14 protein-coding genes and 3 pseudogenes are annotated in these 15,502 nt (G+C 39.5%); 2 read left to right on the top strand and 15 right to left on the bottom strand.

Annotation, left to right across the window (positions count from 1 at the left end; genetic code table 11):
• Positions 1-315: 315 nt before the first annotated feature.
• From ACEWFH_RS07775 to ACEWFH_RS07750, 6 genes and pseudogenes are all read right to left on the bottom strand, one after another.
• On the bottom strand, positions 316-1,026 hold the full coding sequence (locus ACEWFH_RS07775) for a winged helix-turn-helix domain-containing protein (protein ID WP_473726771.1): 711 nt from the start codon (positions 1,024-1,026) through the stop codon (positions 316-318).
• Between the two features lie 455 nt (positions 1,027-1,481).
• Positions 1,482-1,958 (bottom strand): MaoC family dehydratase, encoded by a 477-nt coding sequence (locus ACEWFH_RS07770; protein WP_473726770.1) that lies wholly within the window; start codon positions 1,956-1,958, stop codon positions 1,482-1,484.
• Between the two features lie 79 nt (positions 1,959-2,037).
• The gene (mdh, locus tag ACEWFH_RS07765; protein WP_473726769.1) at positions 2,038-2,976 is read right to left on the bottom strand and encodes a malate dehydrogenase; all 939 of its coding nucleotides are present in this window, start codon (positions 2,974-2,976) and stop codon (positions 2,038-2,040) included.
• Positions 2,977-3,060: 84 nt separating this feature from the next.
• Positions 3,061-4,329: an NADP-dependent isocitrate dehydrogenase gene (gene icd / locus ACEWFH_RS07760; RefSeq protein ID WP_473726768.1), complete on the bottom strand. Its 1,269-nt coding sequence runs from the start codon at positions 4,327-4,329 to the stop codon at positions 3,061-3,063.
• Between the two features lie 114 nt (positions 4,330-4,443).
• Positions 4,444-5,558 (bottom strand): annotated as a pseudogene (citZ, locus tag ACEWFH_RS07755) (citrate synthase).
• Between the two features lie 246 nt (positions 5,559-5,804).
• The gene (locus ACEWFH_RS07750; RefSeq protein WP_473726767.1) at positions 5,805-6,266 is read right to left on the bottom strand and encodes a DUF441 domain-containing protein; all 462 of its coding nucleotides are present in this window, start codon (positions 6,264-6,266) and stop codon (positions 5,805-5,807) included.
• Between the two features lie 44 nt (positions 6,267-6,310).
• Here ACEWFH_RS07750 and ACEWFH_RS07745 point away from each other — a divergent pair, with 44 nt between their 5' ends.
• Both ACEWFH_RS07745 and ACEWFH_RS07740 read left to right on the top strand, forming a co-directional pair.
• Positions 6,311-7,000: an AI-2E family transporter gene (locus ACEWFH_RS07745; protein WP_473726766.1), complete on the top strand. Its 690-nt coding sequence runs from the start codon at positions 6,311-6,313 to the stop codon at positions 6,998-7,000.
• Positions 6,964-7,437 (top strand): AI-2E family transporter, encoded by a 474-nt coding sequence (locus ACEWFH_RS07740; protein ID WP_473727239.1) that lies wholly within the window; start codon positions 6,964-6,966, stop codon positions 7,435-7,437. The genes ACEWFH_RS07745 and ACEWFH_RS07740 overlap by 37 nt, the downstream gene beginning before the upstream one ends.
• A gap of 61 nt (positions 7,438-7,498) precedes the next feature.
• Here the strand turns inward: ACEWFH_RS07740 and ACEWFH_RS07735 are convergent, their stop codons facing one another.
• The 9 genes and pseudogenes from ACEWFH_RS07735 to ACEWFH_RS07695 all read right to left on the bottom strand — a co-directional run bounded on the left by ACEWFH_RS07735 (position 7,499) and on the right by ACEWFH_RS07695 (position 15,486).
• Positions 7,499-7,894, bottom strand: a complete 396-nt coding sequence (locus tag ACEWFH_RS07735) for an FxsA family protein (protein WP_473726765.1) — start codon at positions 7,892-7,894, stop codon at positions 7,499-7,501.
• Between the two features lie 106 nt (positions 7,895-8,000).
• Positions 8,001-9,755 carry a pyruvate kinase gene (pyk, locus tag ACEWFH_RS07730; RefSeq protein ID WP_473727238.1) on the bottom strand — a complete coding sequence of 585 codons (1,755 nt, stop codon included), beginning with the start codon at positions 9,753-9,755 and terminating at the stop codon, positions 8,001-8,003.
• A 93-nt stretch (positions 9,756-9,848) separates the two neighbouring features.
• A complete protein-coding gene (gene pfkA, locus ACEWFH_RS07725; RefSeq protein ID WP_473726764.1) occupies positions 9,849-10,808 on the bottom strand; it encodes a 6-phosphofructokinase in 960 nt (319 codons plus the stop codon).
• A gap of 118 nt (positions 10,809-10,926) precedes the next feature.
• Positions 10,927-11,902 (bottom strand): annotated as a pseudogene (accA, locus tag ACEWFH_RS07720) (acetyl-CoA carboxylase carboxyl transferase subunit alpha).
• Positions 11,887-12,760 (bottom strand): annotated as a pseudogene (gene accD, locus ACEWFH_RS07715) (acetyl-CoA carboxylase, carboxyltransferase subunit beta). The pseudogenes accA and accD overlap by 16 nt, the downstream one beginning before the upstream one ends.
• A gap of 16 nt (positions 12,761-12,776) precedes the next feature.
• Positions 12,777-13,427 carry a FadR/GntR family transcriptional regulator gene (locus ACEWFH_RS07710; RefSeq protein ID WP_473726763.1) on the bottom strand — a complete coding sequence of 217 codons (651 nt, stop codon included), beginning with the start codon at positions 13,425-13,427 and terminating at the stop codon, positions 12,777-12,779.
• A gap of 20 nt (positions 13,428-13,447) precedes the next feature.
• Positions 13,448-14,689, bottom strand: a complete 1,242-nt coding sequence (ystJ, locus tag ACEWFH_RS07705; RefSeq protein ID WP_473726762.1) for an NADP-dependent malic enzyme — start codon at positions 14,687-14,689, stop codon at positions 13,448-13,450.
• 115 nt (positions 14,690-14,804) lie between these two features.
• A complete protein-coding gene (locus ACEWFH_RS07700) occupies positions 14,805-15,227 on the bottom strand; it encodes an OB-fold nucleic acid binding domain-containing protein (RefSeq protein WP_473726761.1) in 423 nt (140 codons plus the stop codon).
• A 40-nt stretch (positions 15,228-15,267) separates the two neighbouring features.
• The gene (locus ACEWFH_RS07695; protein WP_473726760.1) at positions 15,268-15,486 is read right to left on the bottom strand and encodes a hypothetical protein; all 219 of its coding nucleotides are present in this window, start codon (positions 15,484-15,486) and stop codon (positions 15,268-15,270) included.
• Positions 15,487-15,502 lie beyond the last annotated feature (16 nt).

Genomic DNA, 15,502 nt, shown 5'->3' with positions numbered 1-15,502 from the left:
TCACCGGGATAATAGGATGACATATTCCTTGGACTGTCACCGTCAGATGTATACTTTACATTCCAGTCTGAATCCAGAACATAGATCTCACCTTTTAGGTCTTTAGAGGCTGTTCTCAATAAATTGGTTATGATTATTTTTCGTTCCTCTGTTTTTAGGACTTCTTCAATCAGGCTTAATTCTCCCGTATAGAATTCCATTCGTTTCTCTTTAACACTATGATGAACGATGTTTCCCATAATAAGTGCTAATAGAATAAAAACAAGTAAAATACCGAGCAAAAAAAGGTGAGCACCCGGTTTTTAAAGTCATGCATTATTGAGGCTCCTCTAACTTATAACCTAATCCTCTAATCGTTTTGATATAAACAGGCTTACGTGTATTGCTTTCAATTTTTTCACGAAGATGACTGATATGCACATCAACGATTCTCGTATCTCCTACAAAATCATAGTTCCAAACCGCTGATAGAAGCTGCTCTCTCGAAAGAACACGGCTCTTGTGTCGAGCTAAATAAACGAGCAGTTCAAATTCTTTTGGTGTTAGTTCTAGTGCTTTTTCTTTAAAGTAAGCTTCATAGTTCTCAGGGTAAATATCAACTTCACCAATTCTGAGATGTTCAACTTCTTCTTTTTGTTTTTCAGAATCAATATTCACTGATGCAGTCCTGCGGAGAATTGCTTTCACTCTAGCTACTACTTCTCTTGGACTGAATGGTTTAGTCATATAATCATCAGCACCGAGCTCAAGGCCTAAAACTTTATCGAACTCATCATCTTTAGCCGTTAGCATGAGAATAGGAATATTTAATTTTTTCAGGCGCAGCTCCTTACAAACTTCCAGCCCGTCCATTTCTGGCAGCATGAGATCTAGTATGATCAGATTGGGGCCTTCGCTCTCCGCTTTCTCTAATCCGCTCTTGCCATCCATTGCCGTTACTACTTGAAACCCTGCTTGTTCTAAGTTAAATTGCAACAATGTTGAGATCGAAACTTCATCTTCTACAACGAGTAACTTTTGGCTCATTCAAATTCCCACCTTTTTACGACTTGTACAAATTTATCATACTATTTTTTTATTAGTGTGTACAAAAATCGCAAAATTTTCATACCGACTTTACATACCCTTAACATTTCCTTTACATTGTTGTTCTATTTTTTCGTTATTGTAGTGCTGAGTATACTTACTATTTACAACTATGTTCATCACAAAAAAGCGAGCATCCTGAAATGGAAATCAACGGCTATCAAAACATAACTATAGGGTTTCTTCATTGACTAGTTGATTACAGTGTAAGGTGCGAGACTCCTGGGGATCAGTGTGACAGGTGAGACCCCACCAGCGCAAAGCGGTAGGGAGGCTCACCGCACACCCCGGAAAGCGAGCAACCTGAAACGGAAATCATTGGCTTTCAAGAGCATTCAAAATCATCTAACACCCTTTAAACAAGAGCAAAAAAATAAACCCTTCAGATGAAAGGTTTAAAAATTCTCCATTGTATTTGATGTGATGGATTTTGGAGCATATGGCGGACATACTTGTAAATTGCTCTTTAGAACTTCAATGCCATCTTCATTTTTCGCTGAAACTTTCATATGTGCAAGATGCTTTTCACGATCTACCTCTGTTATCTCAAATAGAAAGGTAAGTTTCGAGTAATGAAAGACGGGTTTAACAAATGAAAATTGAGATTCTACGATAGAGCTTCCTGGCCCCGGTAAATATTTTGAGACAGCAGAAGTTACCATTCCCATAAGCATGATTTGAGGTACAACAGGCTTTTTAAAAGGTGTAAGTGTTGCATAGTCATGCTGTATGAATAATGGGTTATTATCATTGGTTAATCCTAAATAAAGAAGAAGATCTTTATCTTCAATCGTTTCCTGCATCTCCAGCTTCTCTCCTGCTTGGATTTCGTCTATTTTTCTCCCCAGTTTTCGTTTCTTTCCGATCAGCATTTAAAGACCCCCTTATCATGGTAGCGCTTTCATTCTTTATAGGAGAAAAGATCCGGGGATGCCCGAATCTTTTACATGATTATGCTAAAACTTTCATCACTGATTTTACTGACTCTGCAGATTGATCAAGAGCTGATTTCTCTTCAGCTGTAAGTTCAAGTTCAATAATTTCTTCCAGACCATTTCCGCCAAGGATAGTCGGTACTCCTAGACAAATACCATCATAACCGTATTCACCTTCTAAATAAGCGATTGAAGGAAGAACTCTGCGTTGGTCTTTAACGATCGCTTCTACCATCTCAACTAATGAAACAGCTGGCGCATAATAAGCGGATCCGTTACCTAATAGGTTAACGATTTCACCGCCGCCTTTACGTGTACGCTCAACAATAGCATCAAGACGATCTTTAGAAATTAATTTCTCTAGCGGGATTCCACCTGCATAGGAATAGCGTACTAACGGAACCATATCGTCTCCGTGTCCGCCAAGAACAAATCCAGTAACGTCTTTTACAGAAAGATTCAATTCCATTGCAACAAATGTGCGGAAACGAGCTGTATCCAGAATTCCAGATTGTCCGATTACACGGCTCTTAGGAAAACCTGACTCTTTTAAAACCGTATAAGTCATAGCATCAACTGGGTTTGTTAGAACGATGATCGTACATTCAGGAGAATGTTTCACGATCTCTTTCGTTACGCTCTTCATGATCCCCGCATTCGTATTCACTAAGTCATCACGGCTCATACCAGGCTTACGAGCAATACCAGCAGTAATAACGACTACATCAGAACCCGCTGTATCTGCATAATCACTCGTTCCTGTAATCGCAGCATCAAACCCTTGAATCGGGCTCGCTTCCATCATGTCTAGTGCTTTTCCCTTCGTTGGGTTTTCCATTTGTGGAATATCAACTAATACTACGTCCCCAACTTCTTTTTGCCCTAGAATGAATGCCGTTGTTGCTCCGGTAAATCCGCCGCCAATGACTGAAATCTTTTTACGTTTGTTAGCCATGTCTTTCCCTCCAGAAACATTATAGAAAACGTTATAATTTCATCGTCTTTTGAGAAGACCCCTCGTGAAAGGGGTCAACAAAGCTTACATATTTTTAATTAGTTCGTCTGCAAACTCAGAACATTTAACTTCAGTTGCACCGTCCATAAGACGAGCAAAGTCATATGTTACAACTTTACTTGCAATCGTATTTTCCATTGAAGAAAGTACAAGCTTAGCAGCTTCTCCCCATCCTAAATGCTCAAGCATCAATACTCCTGAGAGGATAACAGAAGATGGGTTTACTTTATCAAGACCCGCGTATTTTGGAGCAGTACCATGAGTTGCTTCAAAGATTGCATGTCCTGTTTCGTAGTTGATGTTTGCTCCTGGAGCAATACCAATTCCACCAACTTGTGCAGCAAGTGCATCAGAAATGTAGTCACCGTTCAAGTTCATTGTTGCAACTACATCAAATTCAGCTGGACGAGTTAAGATTTGCTGTAAGAAGATATCAGCGATTGAATCTTTAACGATAATCTTCCCTGCAGCTTCAGCATCTGCTTGAGCTTTGTTTGCAGCATCTTTTCCACTTTCTTCAGCGATACGGTCGTATTGAGCCCATGTGAATACTTTGTCGCCAAATTCAGCTTCAGCTAGCTCATAACCCCAGTTCTTGAAAGCACCTTCTGTATATTTCATGATGTTTCCTTTGTGAACAAGCGTTACACTCTTACGGCCTTCGTTGATTGCGTATTGAATCGCAGCACGCACTAGACGCTGAGTTCCTTCTGAAGAAACTGGCTTGATTCCGATACCTGAAGTTTCAGGGAAACGGATTTTGTTAGCACCCATCTCTTCTTGAAGGAATTGAATCAATTTTTTCACTTCATCAGAACCGCTCGCATACTCGATACCAGCATAGATGTCTTCTGTGTTTTCACGGAAAATAACCATGTTTGTATCTTCAGGGCGTTTTACTGGTGAAGGAACACCTTTAAAGTATTGAACTGGACGCAAGCAAGTGAATAGGTCCAACTCTTGTCTTAATGCTACGTTTAAAGAACGAATTCCTCCTCCTACTGGAGTGGTTAATGGTCCTTTAATCGCAATTATGTAATCGCGAATCACATCAAGTGTTTCTGCAGGCAGCCATTCACCCGTTTGGTTAAATGCTTTTTCTCCCGCAAGAACTTCTTTCCATACGATCTTTTTCTCACCATTATATGCTTTTTCAACAGCAGCTTCTAATACACGTGAAGCAGCAGCCCAAATATCTGGTCCAGTACCGTCACCTTCAATAAAAGGGATAACCGGTTGATTTGGTACGTTTAATACACCATTGTCGACTGTAATACGTTCTCCGTTAGACATTTCTAAATTCCTCCTAATTCTTCAATTGCATGTACTTTACTAGTCTACTAAAAAACATAGGGAAAGAGAAGAAGAATCCCTTCTCTTTTAATGATATCACTATTGTTTTTTATATTATCTTTGTTCTAAAGCAACATACTGCTGCTTGTCTGGTCCGATATATTCAGCACGAGGGCGAATTAAGCGGTTGTTTTCGTATTGTTCTAAAATGTGTGCAATCCATCCAGAAACACGGCTGATTGCAAAGATTGGTGTAAATAAATCATGATCGATTCCTAAGCTGTGGTAAACACTAGCAGAATAGAAATCTACATTAGGAAGCAATCCTTTTTTCTGCTTTAACGTATCTTCAATTTTTACGCTCATCGTATACCATTTTTCTTCCCCAGTAATGGATGTAAGCTGTTTGGACATTTCACGCAAATGTTTTGCGCGCGGATCACCATTCTTGTATACACGGTGACCAAAGCCCATGATCTTTTGCTTGTTCTCGATTGCATTCTCCAAGTAAGATTCAACATTTGCTTCTTCGCCAATCTCAGAAAGCATCTTCATTACTTGTTCATTTGCTCCCCGTGAAGAGGCCCTTTGAGTGCACCGATTGCTGCTGTGATTCCTGAATAGATATCAGAAAGCGTAGCCACACATACACGTGCAGTAAATGTAGAAGCGTTCAACTCATGGTCTGCATGCAATACTAGTGCTTTGTTAAAAGCTGTTTCAGAAATTTCATCAGGCTCTTTGCCTGTTAGCATATATAGGAAGTTAGCCGCATAGCTAAGTTCTTTTTTAGGAGCGATCGGATCTTTTCCTTCTCTAATGCGCGCAAATGCCGTCACAAGGGAAGACATCTGTGCCTGAAGACGGATGGCCTTTTTATAATTTCCTTCCGTAGACATATCCTCTGCATCTGCATCATACATCGCAAGTGTTGAGACGATCGTACGTAATGCAGTCATAGAATGTGCATTCTTCAAAGGAAGCGATTTCATTTGTTCCAACAATTCTGCAGGCAGCTCACTTGCCTCAGCCAGTTCTGATTTAAATTGATCTAATTCAGATTGGTTAGGCAGTTTACCATTCCATAGCAAGTATACAACTTCCTCAAAAGTTGCATGTTCAGCTAAGTCATCAATGCTATATCCTCTATAGGTTAATACATCGTCAATGATAGAGCTGACAGAAGATGTTGTTGCAACAATTCCTTCTAATCCTCTTGTAGCTGTCATGGCTATCTCTCCTTTTTTTCTGTTATTCTCTCTTCTCCTTTAATTATTTCATTTTTTAAAAAATAGAAAGAGCTTACATTTTTCTTTGATAAAAAGATGGATTACCTATCGCGTTTCCGGCTTTTTAATCTCAAAACTGAGAATTGAAAAATGAAAGACTATTTAAAGGAAATGGGACATACACATCAATTATAAACAATAATCTGATATTTGTGAACGGATAACACTTATTTCGTGGCAAAAGCGTCATGAACCCGTGAACATCCCAACTAATTTCATTGCCAGGTAGGCGATCCCTGCACCAATTAAAGGTCCAACTGCTACCCCTTTAAATAGAGCGACTGCAAGAATCGTTCCAAACACTAAAGCAGCTGTTATATGAGGGTCATTTTGCAGCAAGTGAAGTCCTCTGCTCGCAATAACAGCAACAAAAATCCCCGATAATAAGGCGATCCAAGCATAAGATGAGCGAAGTGATTCTGACAGTTGTTTAAAGCCGATTTCACCAGATGCTATGGGTACTAAAACGGCAATCGTAATAATCGTTACTCCCCAATTAATTCCCTTTTGCTGAACAAGAGAAAACCATTTTTCACCGAAACCAGTAAATTTTAACACTAGTAAAAAAGCGACTGCGATCATTAAAGATTGGTTCTTGGCGATCACACCAATGATTAATAATCCTATCAAAAAAAGAATAGGTTCCATGAATAAAATCCTTTCTAATTAAATGATTTATTTGAAGAAGGCGGGTGAAACAAGTGTATACAGATCTGACACATCGATTAATTCGCTTAATCTCTATTTTATTTTTTGCAGCAGTTCTTATTTATACCAGTTATTATGTTTCTGGCATTTTGTATCCGTTTATTGCAGGTGCTATTATTGCGCTGATCATCAATCCATTTGTTGCATTTTTAACTGCCAGATTTAAAATGAATAGAGCATTTGCTGTCATTCTTTCCATATTAGCCCTTCTTGGTGTTCTTGTCTTATTTTTAACACTGCTTATTCAAGAAATGATGACCGGATTTGCTTATATTGCTCATGAACTACCTGCTTATATTCAAGAGCTGGTGTTTTATTTTGAAAAATCTTTTAAAACAAACATCCTGCCACTATATCAAGATATGCTCTCTATTTACAGCCAATTAGGTACAGACCAACAAGAAACAGTCATGGATAATATAGAGAAGATCGGAACAGGAATTACTACGACTGCTACAAGTATTACGCAAGCTATTATTAACAGCATCTCTCTCATGATTGTAAGCCTTCCCACTTTTTTAACGGTATTCATTTTTTCATTATTAGCAGCATTCTTTATTAGTAAAGACTGGTACAGACTGACTGGTTTTCTCACTTCTACTTTTCCTGAAAAGTTAACGCTGACCGTCCATACCGTATATATAGAATTGCGAAAAGCATTATTTGGTTTTTAAAAGCACAATTAACTTTAATCTCTATAACAGCATGTATCGTATTAGTTGGCTTGCTTATTTTGCAAATCGATTATGCAGTTACAATTTCCGTCTTAATCGGAGCCATCGATTTGCTTCCATACCTCGGTACAGGCGCAGTCTTTTTACCCTGGATCGCTTATTGTTTCTTAACTGGAAACTATACGCTGACGATAGGGCTCTCAATACTTTATGGGATCGTAGTTGTTCAAAGGCAGATCATGGAGCCAAAGCTTTTATCCACAACAATCGGACTGGACCCTCTTGCAACATTAGTTGCCCTATTTGCAGGCTTCCAGCTATTTGGTTTTGTAGGCCTGATCATTGGTCCCGTTATTCTTGTTATCATCCGAGCACTTTATGAAGCGAAGTTTTTCCACGAAATCTACCAGTTCGTTATGAAGCCTATACACAAATAAAAAGAACGACTGCTTAAGATAAGCAGCGTTCTTTTTTAAGGCTGTTTTCGTAAACTTTTACCTATCTTCTTTTTATAAAATAAAATTGACCTGATTTCATCTTTTGAAAGATCTTGGCTTTTAGCCAAAATTTTACGGGCTTTCTTAATGGAGGAAAGAGTAAAGAAAAACCTAAAAAATCGGTTAGAAATCCTGGAGTTAACAGAAGTGCTCCTCCAACTAGAATACACGCTCCATCTAAAACAGCATCACCCGGCATCTGTCCGCTTTCTAGCTGCCTTTTTGCACGCTGCAGCGTTTCTGTTCCTTCTTTTTTAGCCAAATAAGCTCCTAATATGCCAGTGAAGAGTATGCATGCAATCGTGGCAGGGATACCTATGTATTGACCTGCCAAAATAAACAGAATTACTTCTATTGTTGGAACTAAGATAAAAATTGGTAATAATACTCGGAACAAATTAAACCACCGCTTTCGTTAAACAAATAATAAGCTGCTCATTTGTAGGATATATGGAGTTTTACGTAATAAAAAAGAGAAGGTTTCACCCTTCTCTTTTCATAATTTAGATAACACTCTTTCTTCCATCGTAAATATATCCTACAGAAGCATCAATTGTAATCTCTTGACCATCTTTGAAGATGTCAGTTGCATTTTGTAGTCCAACAATTACTGGAATGCTTAGAGAAACTCCACAAACAGCAGCATGGCTAGTTAAGCCACCTTCTTCTGTAATAACAGCTGCAGCTTTTTCGAATGCAGGCATCATATCACGGTCTGTGCCAACCGTTACAAGGATCGCTCCTTCTGTCATCTTCTCCATCGCTTCTTGAGCTGTTTTGGCTACAACTACTTTACCTGAAGCAGATGATTGTCCAATCCCTTGAGCTTTTGCAAGCACATCACCAATAATGTGTACTTTCATCAAGTTCGTAGACCCTGATTCACCAACAGGAACACCCGCAGTAATCACTACAAGGTTACCGTGTTGAACTGCATCCGCTTTTAAAGCAGAGTCGATAGCGATTTGGAACATTTCATCCGTAGTTCCTGCTTTTTCTCCTTTAACAGGTGTTACACCCCAAACAAGAGCAAGCTTGCGGCAAACATCTTCATTGCTTGTTACAGCGATGATTGGCGCTTTAGGACGATACTTCGAAATCATTCGAGCTGTTTGCCCTTTTTCAGTTGCCGTAATAACTGCATCTGCATCTAAGTTAAGCGCAGTAAAGGAAACCGATTGAGAAATCGCATCTGTGATTGTTGTTTTGCTTTCTTTGCTTTTTGAAGATAAAAGTGTCTTGTAGTTTAATGAGCTTTCTGCACGGCTAGCGATCTTGTGCATCGTTAGAACTGCTTCAACTGGATAGTTACCAGCAGCTGTTTCTCCAGATAACATGATAGCGTCTGTACCATCGAAGATAGCGTTAGCTACGTCACTCGCTTCAGCACGTGTAGGACGCGGGTTACGCTGCATAGAATCTAACATTTGTGTTGCCGTAATAACTGGTTTTCCGAGCTCGTTACACTTCTTGATAAGCATCTTTTGTACAAGAGGTACTTCTTCAGCAGGGATCTCAACACCTAGGTCACCACGAGCAACCATTAATCCGTCAGATACAGCAAGAATCTCATCAATATTATCTACACCTTCTTGGTTCTCGATCTTAGGTATGATTTGAATATGATTTGCATTGTGTTTGTCTAAAATTTCACGAATTTCAAGTACATCAGTTGCACGTCGTACGAAAGATGCAGCAATAAAATCAACACCTTGTTCAATACCGAACTCGATATCTTTTGCATCTTTGTCTGTAATCCCAGGAAGCTTTACGCTTACGTTCGGTACGTTAACGCCTTTTTTGTTTTTCAATGTACCTGAGTTTAAGATTTTTGTAGTAAGTTCATTCTGACCAATTGCGATTACTTCAAGCTCAATCAATCCATCATCAAGTAAAATTCTTGAACCCACTTCAACATCTTCTACAAGACCAGGGTATGTTACAGAGATCTTCTTATCATTTCCGATAACTTCTTCCATAGAAACGATCAGTTCATTTCCAGCTACAAGTTCAGCCACTCCGCCTTCAAGTGTTTGAGTACGGATTTCAGGACCTTTTGTGTCTAAAAGAATCGCAACCGTTTTACCAAGTTCTTTTGAAGCTTCACGGATGTTTATAATGCGTTGACCGTGTTCTTCAAAGTCACCGTGTGAGAAGTTTAGACGGGAAACGTTCATCCCAGCATTCATCAAATCTTTTAATTTATCAATGCTTTCGCTTGCAGGACCTATCGTACAAACGATTTTAGTTTTGCGCATCATGTAAATGGCCTCCTGATTTTCTTTTTTCGCAAGAAGGCATCGTACGGACTAAATACAGATTCCTGCAGCCGTACGATGCTATTTTGCGGATTATATGGATAATTCCTGAGATAATCGGTACATTTGTTTATCAATGGTATGTTTTCTTGATAAAACCTCTGTAATGTCATAATCAACAAGTTTGTTATTTTCAATACCTACCGTACGTCCAGCTTTACCCTCTAATAACAGTTCAACCGCTTGCGCACCTAGTCGGCTTGCTAATACACGGTCAAAAGCAGTAGGGGATCCGCCACGCTGGATATGTCCTAAAACCGTAACCCTTGTTTCAAATCCTGTAAGTGTTTCGATTTCTTTTGCAACATCAACACCGCTTCCACAGCCTTCAGCAACAATGATAATACTGTGTTTCTTTCCGCGCTCGTGTCCTCTTTGAAGCTTTTGAACCACTTGTTCCATCTTGTGATCTTCTTCTGGAATAAGAATGGTTTCTGCTCCATCAGCTAGTCCAGCCCATAATGCAAGGTCACCTGCATCTCGTCCCATAACTTCGATGATGTACGTGCGTTCATGAGAAGTAGCTGTATCACGAATCTTGTCAATAGCATCGATAATCGTATTTAATGCTGTATCAAAACCAATTGTGAAATCAGTTCCAGGAATGTCGTTATCGATCGTACCAGGAACTCCAATCGTAGGATATCCTTGTTCAGATAACTTCTTTGCTCCTTGGAAAGATCCGTCGCCACCGATTACGACTAGGCCTTCAATACCGAATTTCTTAAGCTGCTCAATACCTTTTTGCTGACCTTCTGGTGTTTTAAACTCTAAACAACGTGCTGAATGCAGCATTGTTCCACCACGATGTATAATATCTCCAACAGAACCTAATTCCAGTTTCTTAATATTCCCTGAAATTAGTCCTGCATAACCATTGTATATGCCATAAACTTCTAAATCGTGGTAGATTCCTTTTCGAACAACCGCTCGAATCGCAGCATTCATGCCGGGTGAATCTCCACCACTAGTTAGAACTCCTATCCGTTTCATGAAACATTTCACCTCTCTAGTTCTCTCGTCTTATTAAAATATCATGTTCAAATGTTGAACACAATAGACAACAATAGACAAAAAAATGCGCCTTTCCCTAAGCAGAAAGGCACATTCCCTATTTAACAACAATGGAATCGTTTACAAACCCAAATTGTCCGATTTTTTTATATTTTTCATAACGCTGATTAATAAGCTCTTCTTCGGTCATTGATAGCAAGTTATTTAAGGATGCTTCCAAAATGTGGTCAATTAATTCAGCTTGGTGCTTTGCATCTTTATGCGCCCCGCCCTTAACTTCTTCTATAATTTCATCGATAATTCCCATTTCTTTTAAGTCTGGAGCAGTAATTCTCATAGACTCTGCAGCTTTTTCGCAAGCGATGCATCTTTCCAAAGAATGGCAGCAGCACCTTCTGGTGAAATAACCGAATAGGTTGAGTTTTCCAGCATGTGTACATAATTACCAACACCCAGTGCAAGGGCTCCGCCGCTTCCGCCTTCCCCGATAACAACACAAATAACAGGAACCGTTAAGCCAGCCATCTCAACGAGATTTCGTGCAATGGCTTCACTCTGTCCTCTTTCTTCTGCTGCTTTCCCAGGGTAAGCTCCTTTCGTATCGATAAAGCAAATAATAGGTCTATTAAACTTCTCTGCCTGCTTCATTAAACGCAGTGCTTTGCGATATCCTTCAGGATGAGGCATACCAAAGTTACGTCGAAGGTTTTCTTTCGTATCTTTTCCTCTTTGATGGCCGATAACGGTAATAGGAAGGTCTTTATAAAAAGCTACTCCCCCAACAATCGCTTCATCATCACCAAAAAGCCGGTCTCCATGTAATTCAATGAAATCGGTAAAAAGATAACGAATATAGTCAAGGGTGGTCGGGCGTTCAGCATGTCGGGCAATTTGAACACGATCCCAAGGTTTCATTTCTGAATACGTACTTTTTTCAAGATTAGACAATTTTCCTTCCAGCCTATTGATCTCATCTGTTAAGTCAATATCCTTTTCGTCCATAAAAGATTTTAACTCTGCTATCTTTTTTCAAGTTCGTGTATGGGTCTTTCGAATTCTAGTTCTGCCGCCATGCTTTAACGCCTCCCTTCTGTATGCATCTTTAATAGTGTACTCAATGTTTTTTTCATGTCACTACGATGAATAACGCTGTCAAGCTGTCCGTGTTTTAATAAAAACTCAGCCGTCTGGAAATCTTCAGGCAATTCTTGACGAATCGTTTGTTCAATAATTCGTCTTCCGGCAAATCCGATTAGAGCTTTTGGTTCTGCAAAGTTGTAGTCTCCAACAGAGGCAAAACTAGCAGATACTCCTCCAGTTGTTGGGTGTGTCATAACAGAGATAAATAATAACCCTCTGTCACTTAGTCTTCTAAGAGCAACACTCGTTTTGGCCATCTGCATCAGACTTAGAACGCCTTCTTGCATACGAGCACCGCCTGATGCCGTAAAAATAATAAACGGGGTTTCATTATCAACGGCGTGTTCGATCGCACGTGTAATCTTCTCCCCAACAACAGAACCCATGCTGCCCATCCTAAACCGGGAGTCCATTACAGCAAGTGTTACATCCAGTCCATTCATCTGACCTGCACCCGTAACAACTGCCTCGTTTATTTTTGTTTTCTTTCGGTCACCTTCAAGCTTTTCCACATAATCAGGAAATTCTAGAGGGTTTCCTGAAATCATATCCGCATCATATTCCGTAAAGGTTCCTTCATCAATCAGAGCCGCAATTCTTTCTTGAGATGACATCGGATAATGATACTGACAGCCTTGACATACAAGCAGATTTTTCCTTAACTCTTTTGTTACCATGATGTGCTTGCACTCTGGACATTTACTCATAATGCCTTCAGGTACATCTTGTTTTACTTTACCAGTTGGTATTGTGGCATATTTTTTCTTTTTAACAAACAATCCTTTAATCATGAATGAATAACACCACCTATTCGATTGCGTTTAGGGCATCGTTTTGTTTTGATAACAGATTCGTTAGCTTCACAGCATTTTTCTGTTGAAGAAGTTCTAGAACTTCTTCACACAGCAACGGAGGCCAATAGGTATTTTCTCTTTGCAATGATGACCCATAACCCGTAAGTTCCACATATAAACGATAAAGAAGATGATTGCCGCATGATTGAATCACTGTTTTTTCAAATTGTTTACAGACTTCATTTAGTTTCCCATGGCCGTCTTTATCCATCTGTTGAATGAATCTCTTCAGTTTGCTGATCGTGGATGAATCACATCTTAAAACAGCAAGCTCTGCACAATCCTTAATCACGATATGCCTAGTTTCCTGAAGATCTTGTCTTGCTTTTTTATCGTTTAAAATGAACGACGCAAGCACTTCTACAAGACGATGGCCGGTTGCTTCACGTATAAAAGTCCCTTCTCCTCTTCTGGTTTCGATTAAACCGAGCAGTTCGAGAGACCTTAACGCTTCACGTACAGACGACCTTCCTGCTTTTAAGCGTTCACTTAGCTCCCTTTCAGATGGAAGCTTGTCACCTGCTTGAAGGCCATCTTCTACAATAATAGATTTTATTTGCTTTAAAATTTCAATATATACTTTTTCGGTAGGCTGGACAGACATTCCTCTCTCCTTTACCGGTTTCATTCATCTTTTCCGATAATTGCAAGTCTCTTTGTCTTTTCAGCGATGTCTTCTGGATTCATACGAATTCTTGCAACACCTGTTTCCATAGCAGCAGTCGCAACAGCTGCTGCAACTGCTGGAGCAACACGCGGGTCAAACGGCGCTGGAATAACGTATTCTGCAGTTAATTCTACAGGATTTACAAGATTTGCAATGGCATGTACAGCCGCGATCTTCATTTCCTCATTGATATGAGTCGCTCTTACATCAAGAGCACCTCGGAAAATACCTGGGAATGCGAGTACGTTGTTGACTTGGTTCGGGAAATCTGAACGTCCTGTCCCAATAACCATCGCACCTGCTTCACGAGCTTCATGAGGCATAATTTCAGGATTAGGGTTTGCCATAGCAAAAATAATCGGTTCAGGGTTCATCGATTCTACCATTGCTTTAGTAAGGGCACCTTCTACAGAAACACCTACAAAAACATCAGTACCGCTAATTACATCAGCTAGTGTACCTTCTTGTTTTGTTCGGTTTGTAAAGCTTGCCACTTCTTTTTTGACACTATTCATTCCAAATGGACGGCCTTCGTAGATCGCACCTTTTGTATCACACATGATGATATCTTTTACGCCGAAACGATCTAGCAATTTAATAATTGCGATACCAGCAGCACCAGCACCATTTACAACAACTTTAATTTTTGACATTTCACGCCCAGTTAATTTAAGTGCGTTTACTAGACCCGCTAAAGTAACAATTGCTGTTCCATGCTGATCATCATGAAAAATTGGAATATTCGTTTCTTTCTTCAATCGTTCTTCGACTACGAAACAATTGGGTGCAGCAATATCTTCAAGATTCACACCACCGAAAGTCGGCTCAAGCAGTTTTACAGTTTCAACAATCTTGTCCACATCTGTGGTGTTTAAACAGATCGGAAATGCATCAACTCCGGCAAAACTCTTAAACAGCACTGCTTTTCCTTCCATAACTGGCAGAGCAGCTTCAGGCCCGATATTACCTAGACCTAAAACAGCTGTTCCGTCAGAAACAACAGCTACTGTGTTACCTTTCATTGTATAGTCATAGACTTTTGATTTATCATCATAAATATCCTTACAAGGCTCTGCGACACCTGGAGAATAGGCAAGGCTCAAATCCTTTGCATTGCGAACAGGTACCTTTGATTTTGATTCTAATTTCCCTTGATGTGTGCGGTGCATGTGTAGTGCTTCTTCTCGTAATGTAGACATCTCTTCATCTCCTAATGATTTTAAAATTTATGGTCGATGAGTCAAATTAGGAGGTGGTCAGACCACTATTATTGACTCATTCATTATAACAAAAGTTAACAAGCTGTAAAGTTTTTTAATTTCTTCTTAACACGACATTACCTTCACCAATAACAGATTGCAACTCTAACAATACGTTCTCCATAGCATTTATTTTTTGTGAGATTTGAACCTTCTGTCTGTTTTCTTCATATATGAGCACAACAGGTACACTGCCTTTAGATTGTTCCAAAATCGTCTTCACTGCATTTAAATGTTCAGGTGACTGATGTTCTTTATCAATCTTGATAAATACTGTCGGTTGGTCATTGGGTTTTAATTCTTGCAGCAACTTGCATTTATTAATAAGTATCTGTAATGTTTCGTTACGCTGTTCAACACTTCCTTCTAAAAATAATTGTTCTCCTTTTTGGAGAATACTGTGATTCGCCTCGTACACTTTCGGAAAGGCAACAGCTTCGATCTCTCCGCTCTCATCGCTGATTGTAAGAAAAGCCATTAGCTCTCCTTTTTTGTTTTAATGACACGTACTTTGTCCACTAAAACACCAAGACGGACAGAGGATTTTTTTCGTTTAAATCCTTAATATCTGCCGCTTTCCAGCTACCTAAGATGGAACGATATCGTTCTAATGGGTGAGAGGAAAAGAAAAAGCCAAGGGCTTCTTTTTCAAACTTAAGTTTCTCACTGCCTTGAAACGGCTGAACGGATACGTAAGAAGGCTTAGGAAGATTAATGTCATCATCAAATAAATACATTTGATTTTTCCGTGAG

The organism is Fictibacillus sp. EA-CB0309 (assembly GCF_055814265.1).
This window is presented reverse-complemented; position numbering and strand designations above follow the sequence as displayed.

What these genes read in the sequence shown, in the direction of transcription:
- ACEWFH_RS07775 (WP_473726771.1), bottom strand. Translation starts at nt 1,026, where the DNA reads ATGAGCCAAAAGTTACTCGTTGTAGAAGATGAAGTTTCGATCTCAACA.
- ACEWFH_RS07770 (WP_473726770.1), bottom strand. Translation starts at nt 1,958, where the DNA reads ATGCTGATCGGAAAGAAACGAAAACTGGGGAGAAAAATAGACGAAATC.
- mdh (WP_473726769.1), bottom strand. Translation starts at nt 2,976, where the DNA reads ATGGCTAACAAACGTAAAAAGATTTCAGTCATTGGCGGCGGATTTACC.
- icd (WP_473726768.1), bottom strand. Translation starts at nt 4,329, where the DNA reads ATGTCTAACGGAGAACGTATTACAGTCGACAATGGTGTATTAAACGTA.
- ACEWFH_RS07750 (WP_473726767.1), bottom strand. Translation starts at nt 6,266, where the DNA reads ATGGAACCTATTCTTTTTTTGATAGGATTATTAATCATTGGTGTGATC.
- pyk (WP_473727238.1), bottom strand. Translation starts at nt 9,755, where the DNA reads ATGCGCAAAACTAAAATCGTTTGTACGATAGGTCCTGCAAGCGAAAGC.
- pfkA (WP_473726764.1), bottom strand. Translation starts at nt 10,808, where the DNA reads ATGAAACGGATAGGAGTTCTAACTAGTGGTGGAGATTCACCCGGCATG.
- ACEWFH_RS07710 (WP_473726763.1), bottom strand. Translation starts at nt 13,427, where the DNA reads ATGTCTGTCCAGCCTACCGAAAAAGTATATATTGAAATTTTAAAGCAA.
- ystJ (WP_473726762.1), bottom strand. Translation starts at nt 14,689, where the DNA reads ATGTCTACATTACGAGAAGAAGCACTACACATGCACCGCACACATCAA.
- ACEWFH_RS07700 (WP_473726761.1), bottom strand. Translation starts at nt 15,227, where the DNA reads ATGGCTTTTCTTACAATCAGCGATGAGAGCGGAGAGATCGAAGCTGTT.
- ACEWFH_RS07695 (WP_473726760.1), bottom strand. Translation starts at nt 15,486, where the DNA reads ATGTATTTATTTGATGATGACATTAATCTTCCTAAGCCTTCTTACGTA.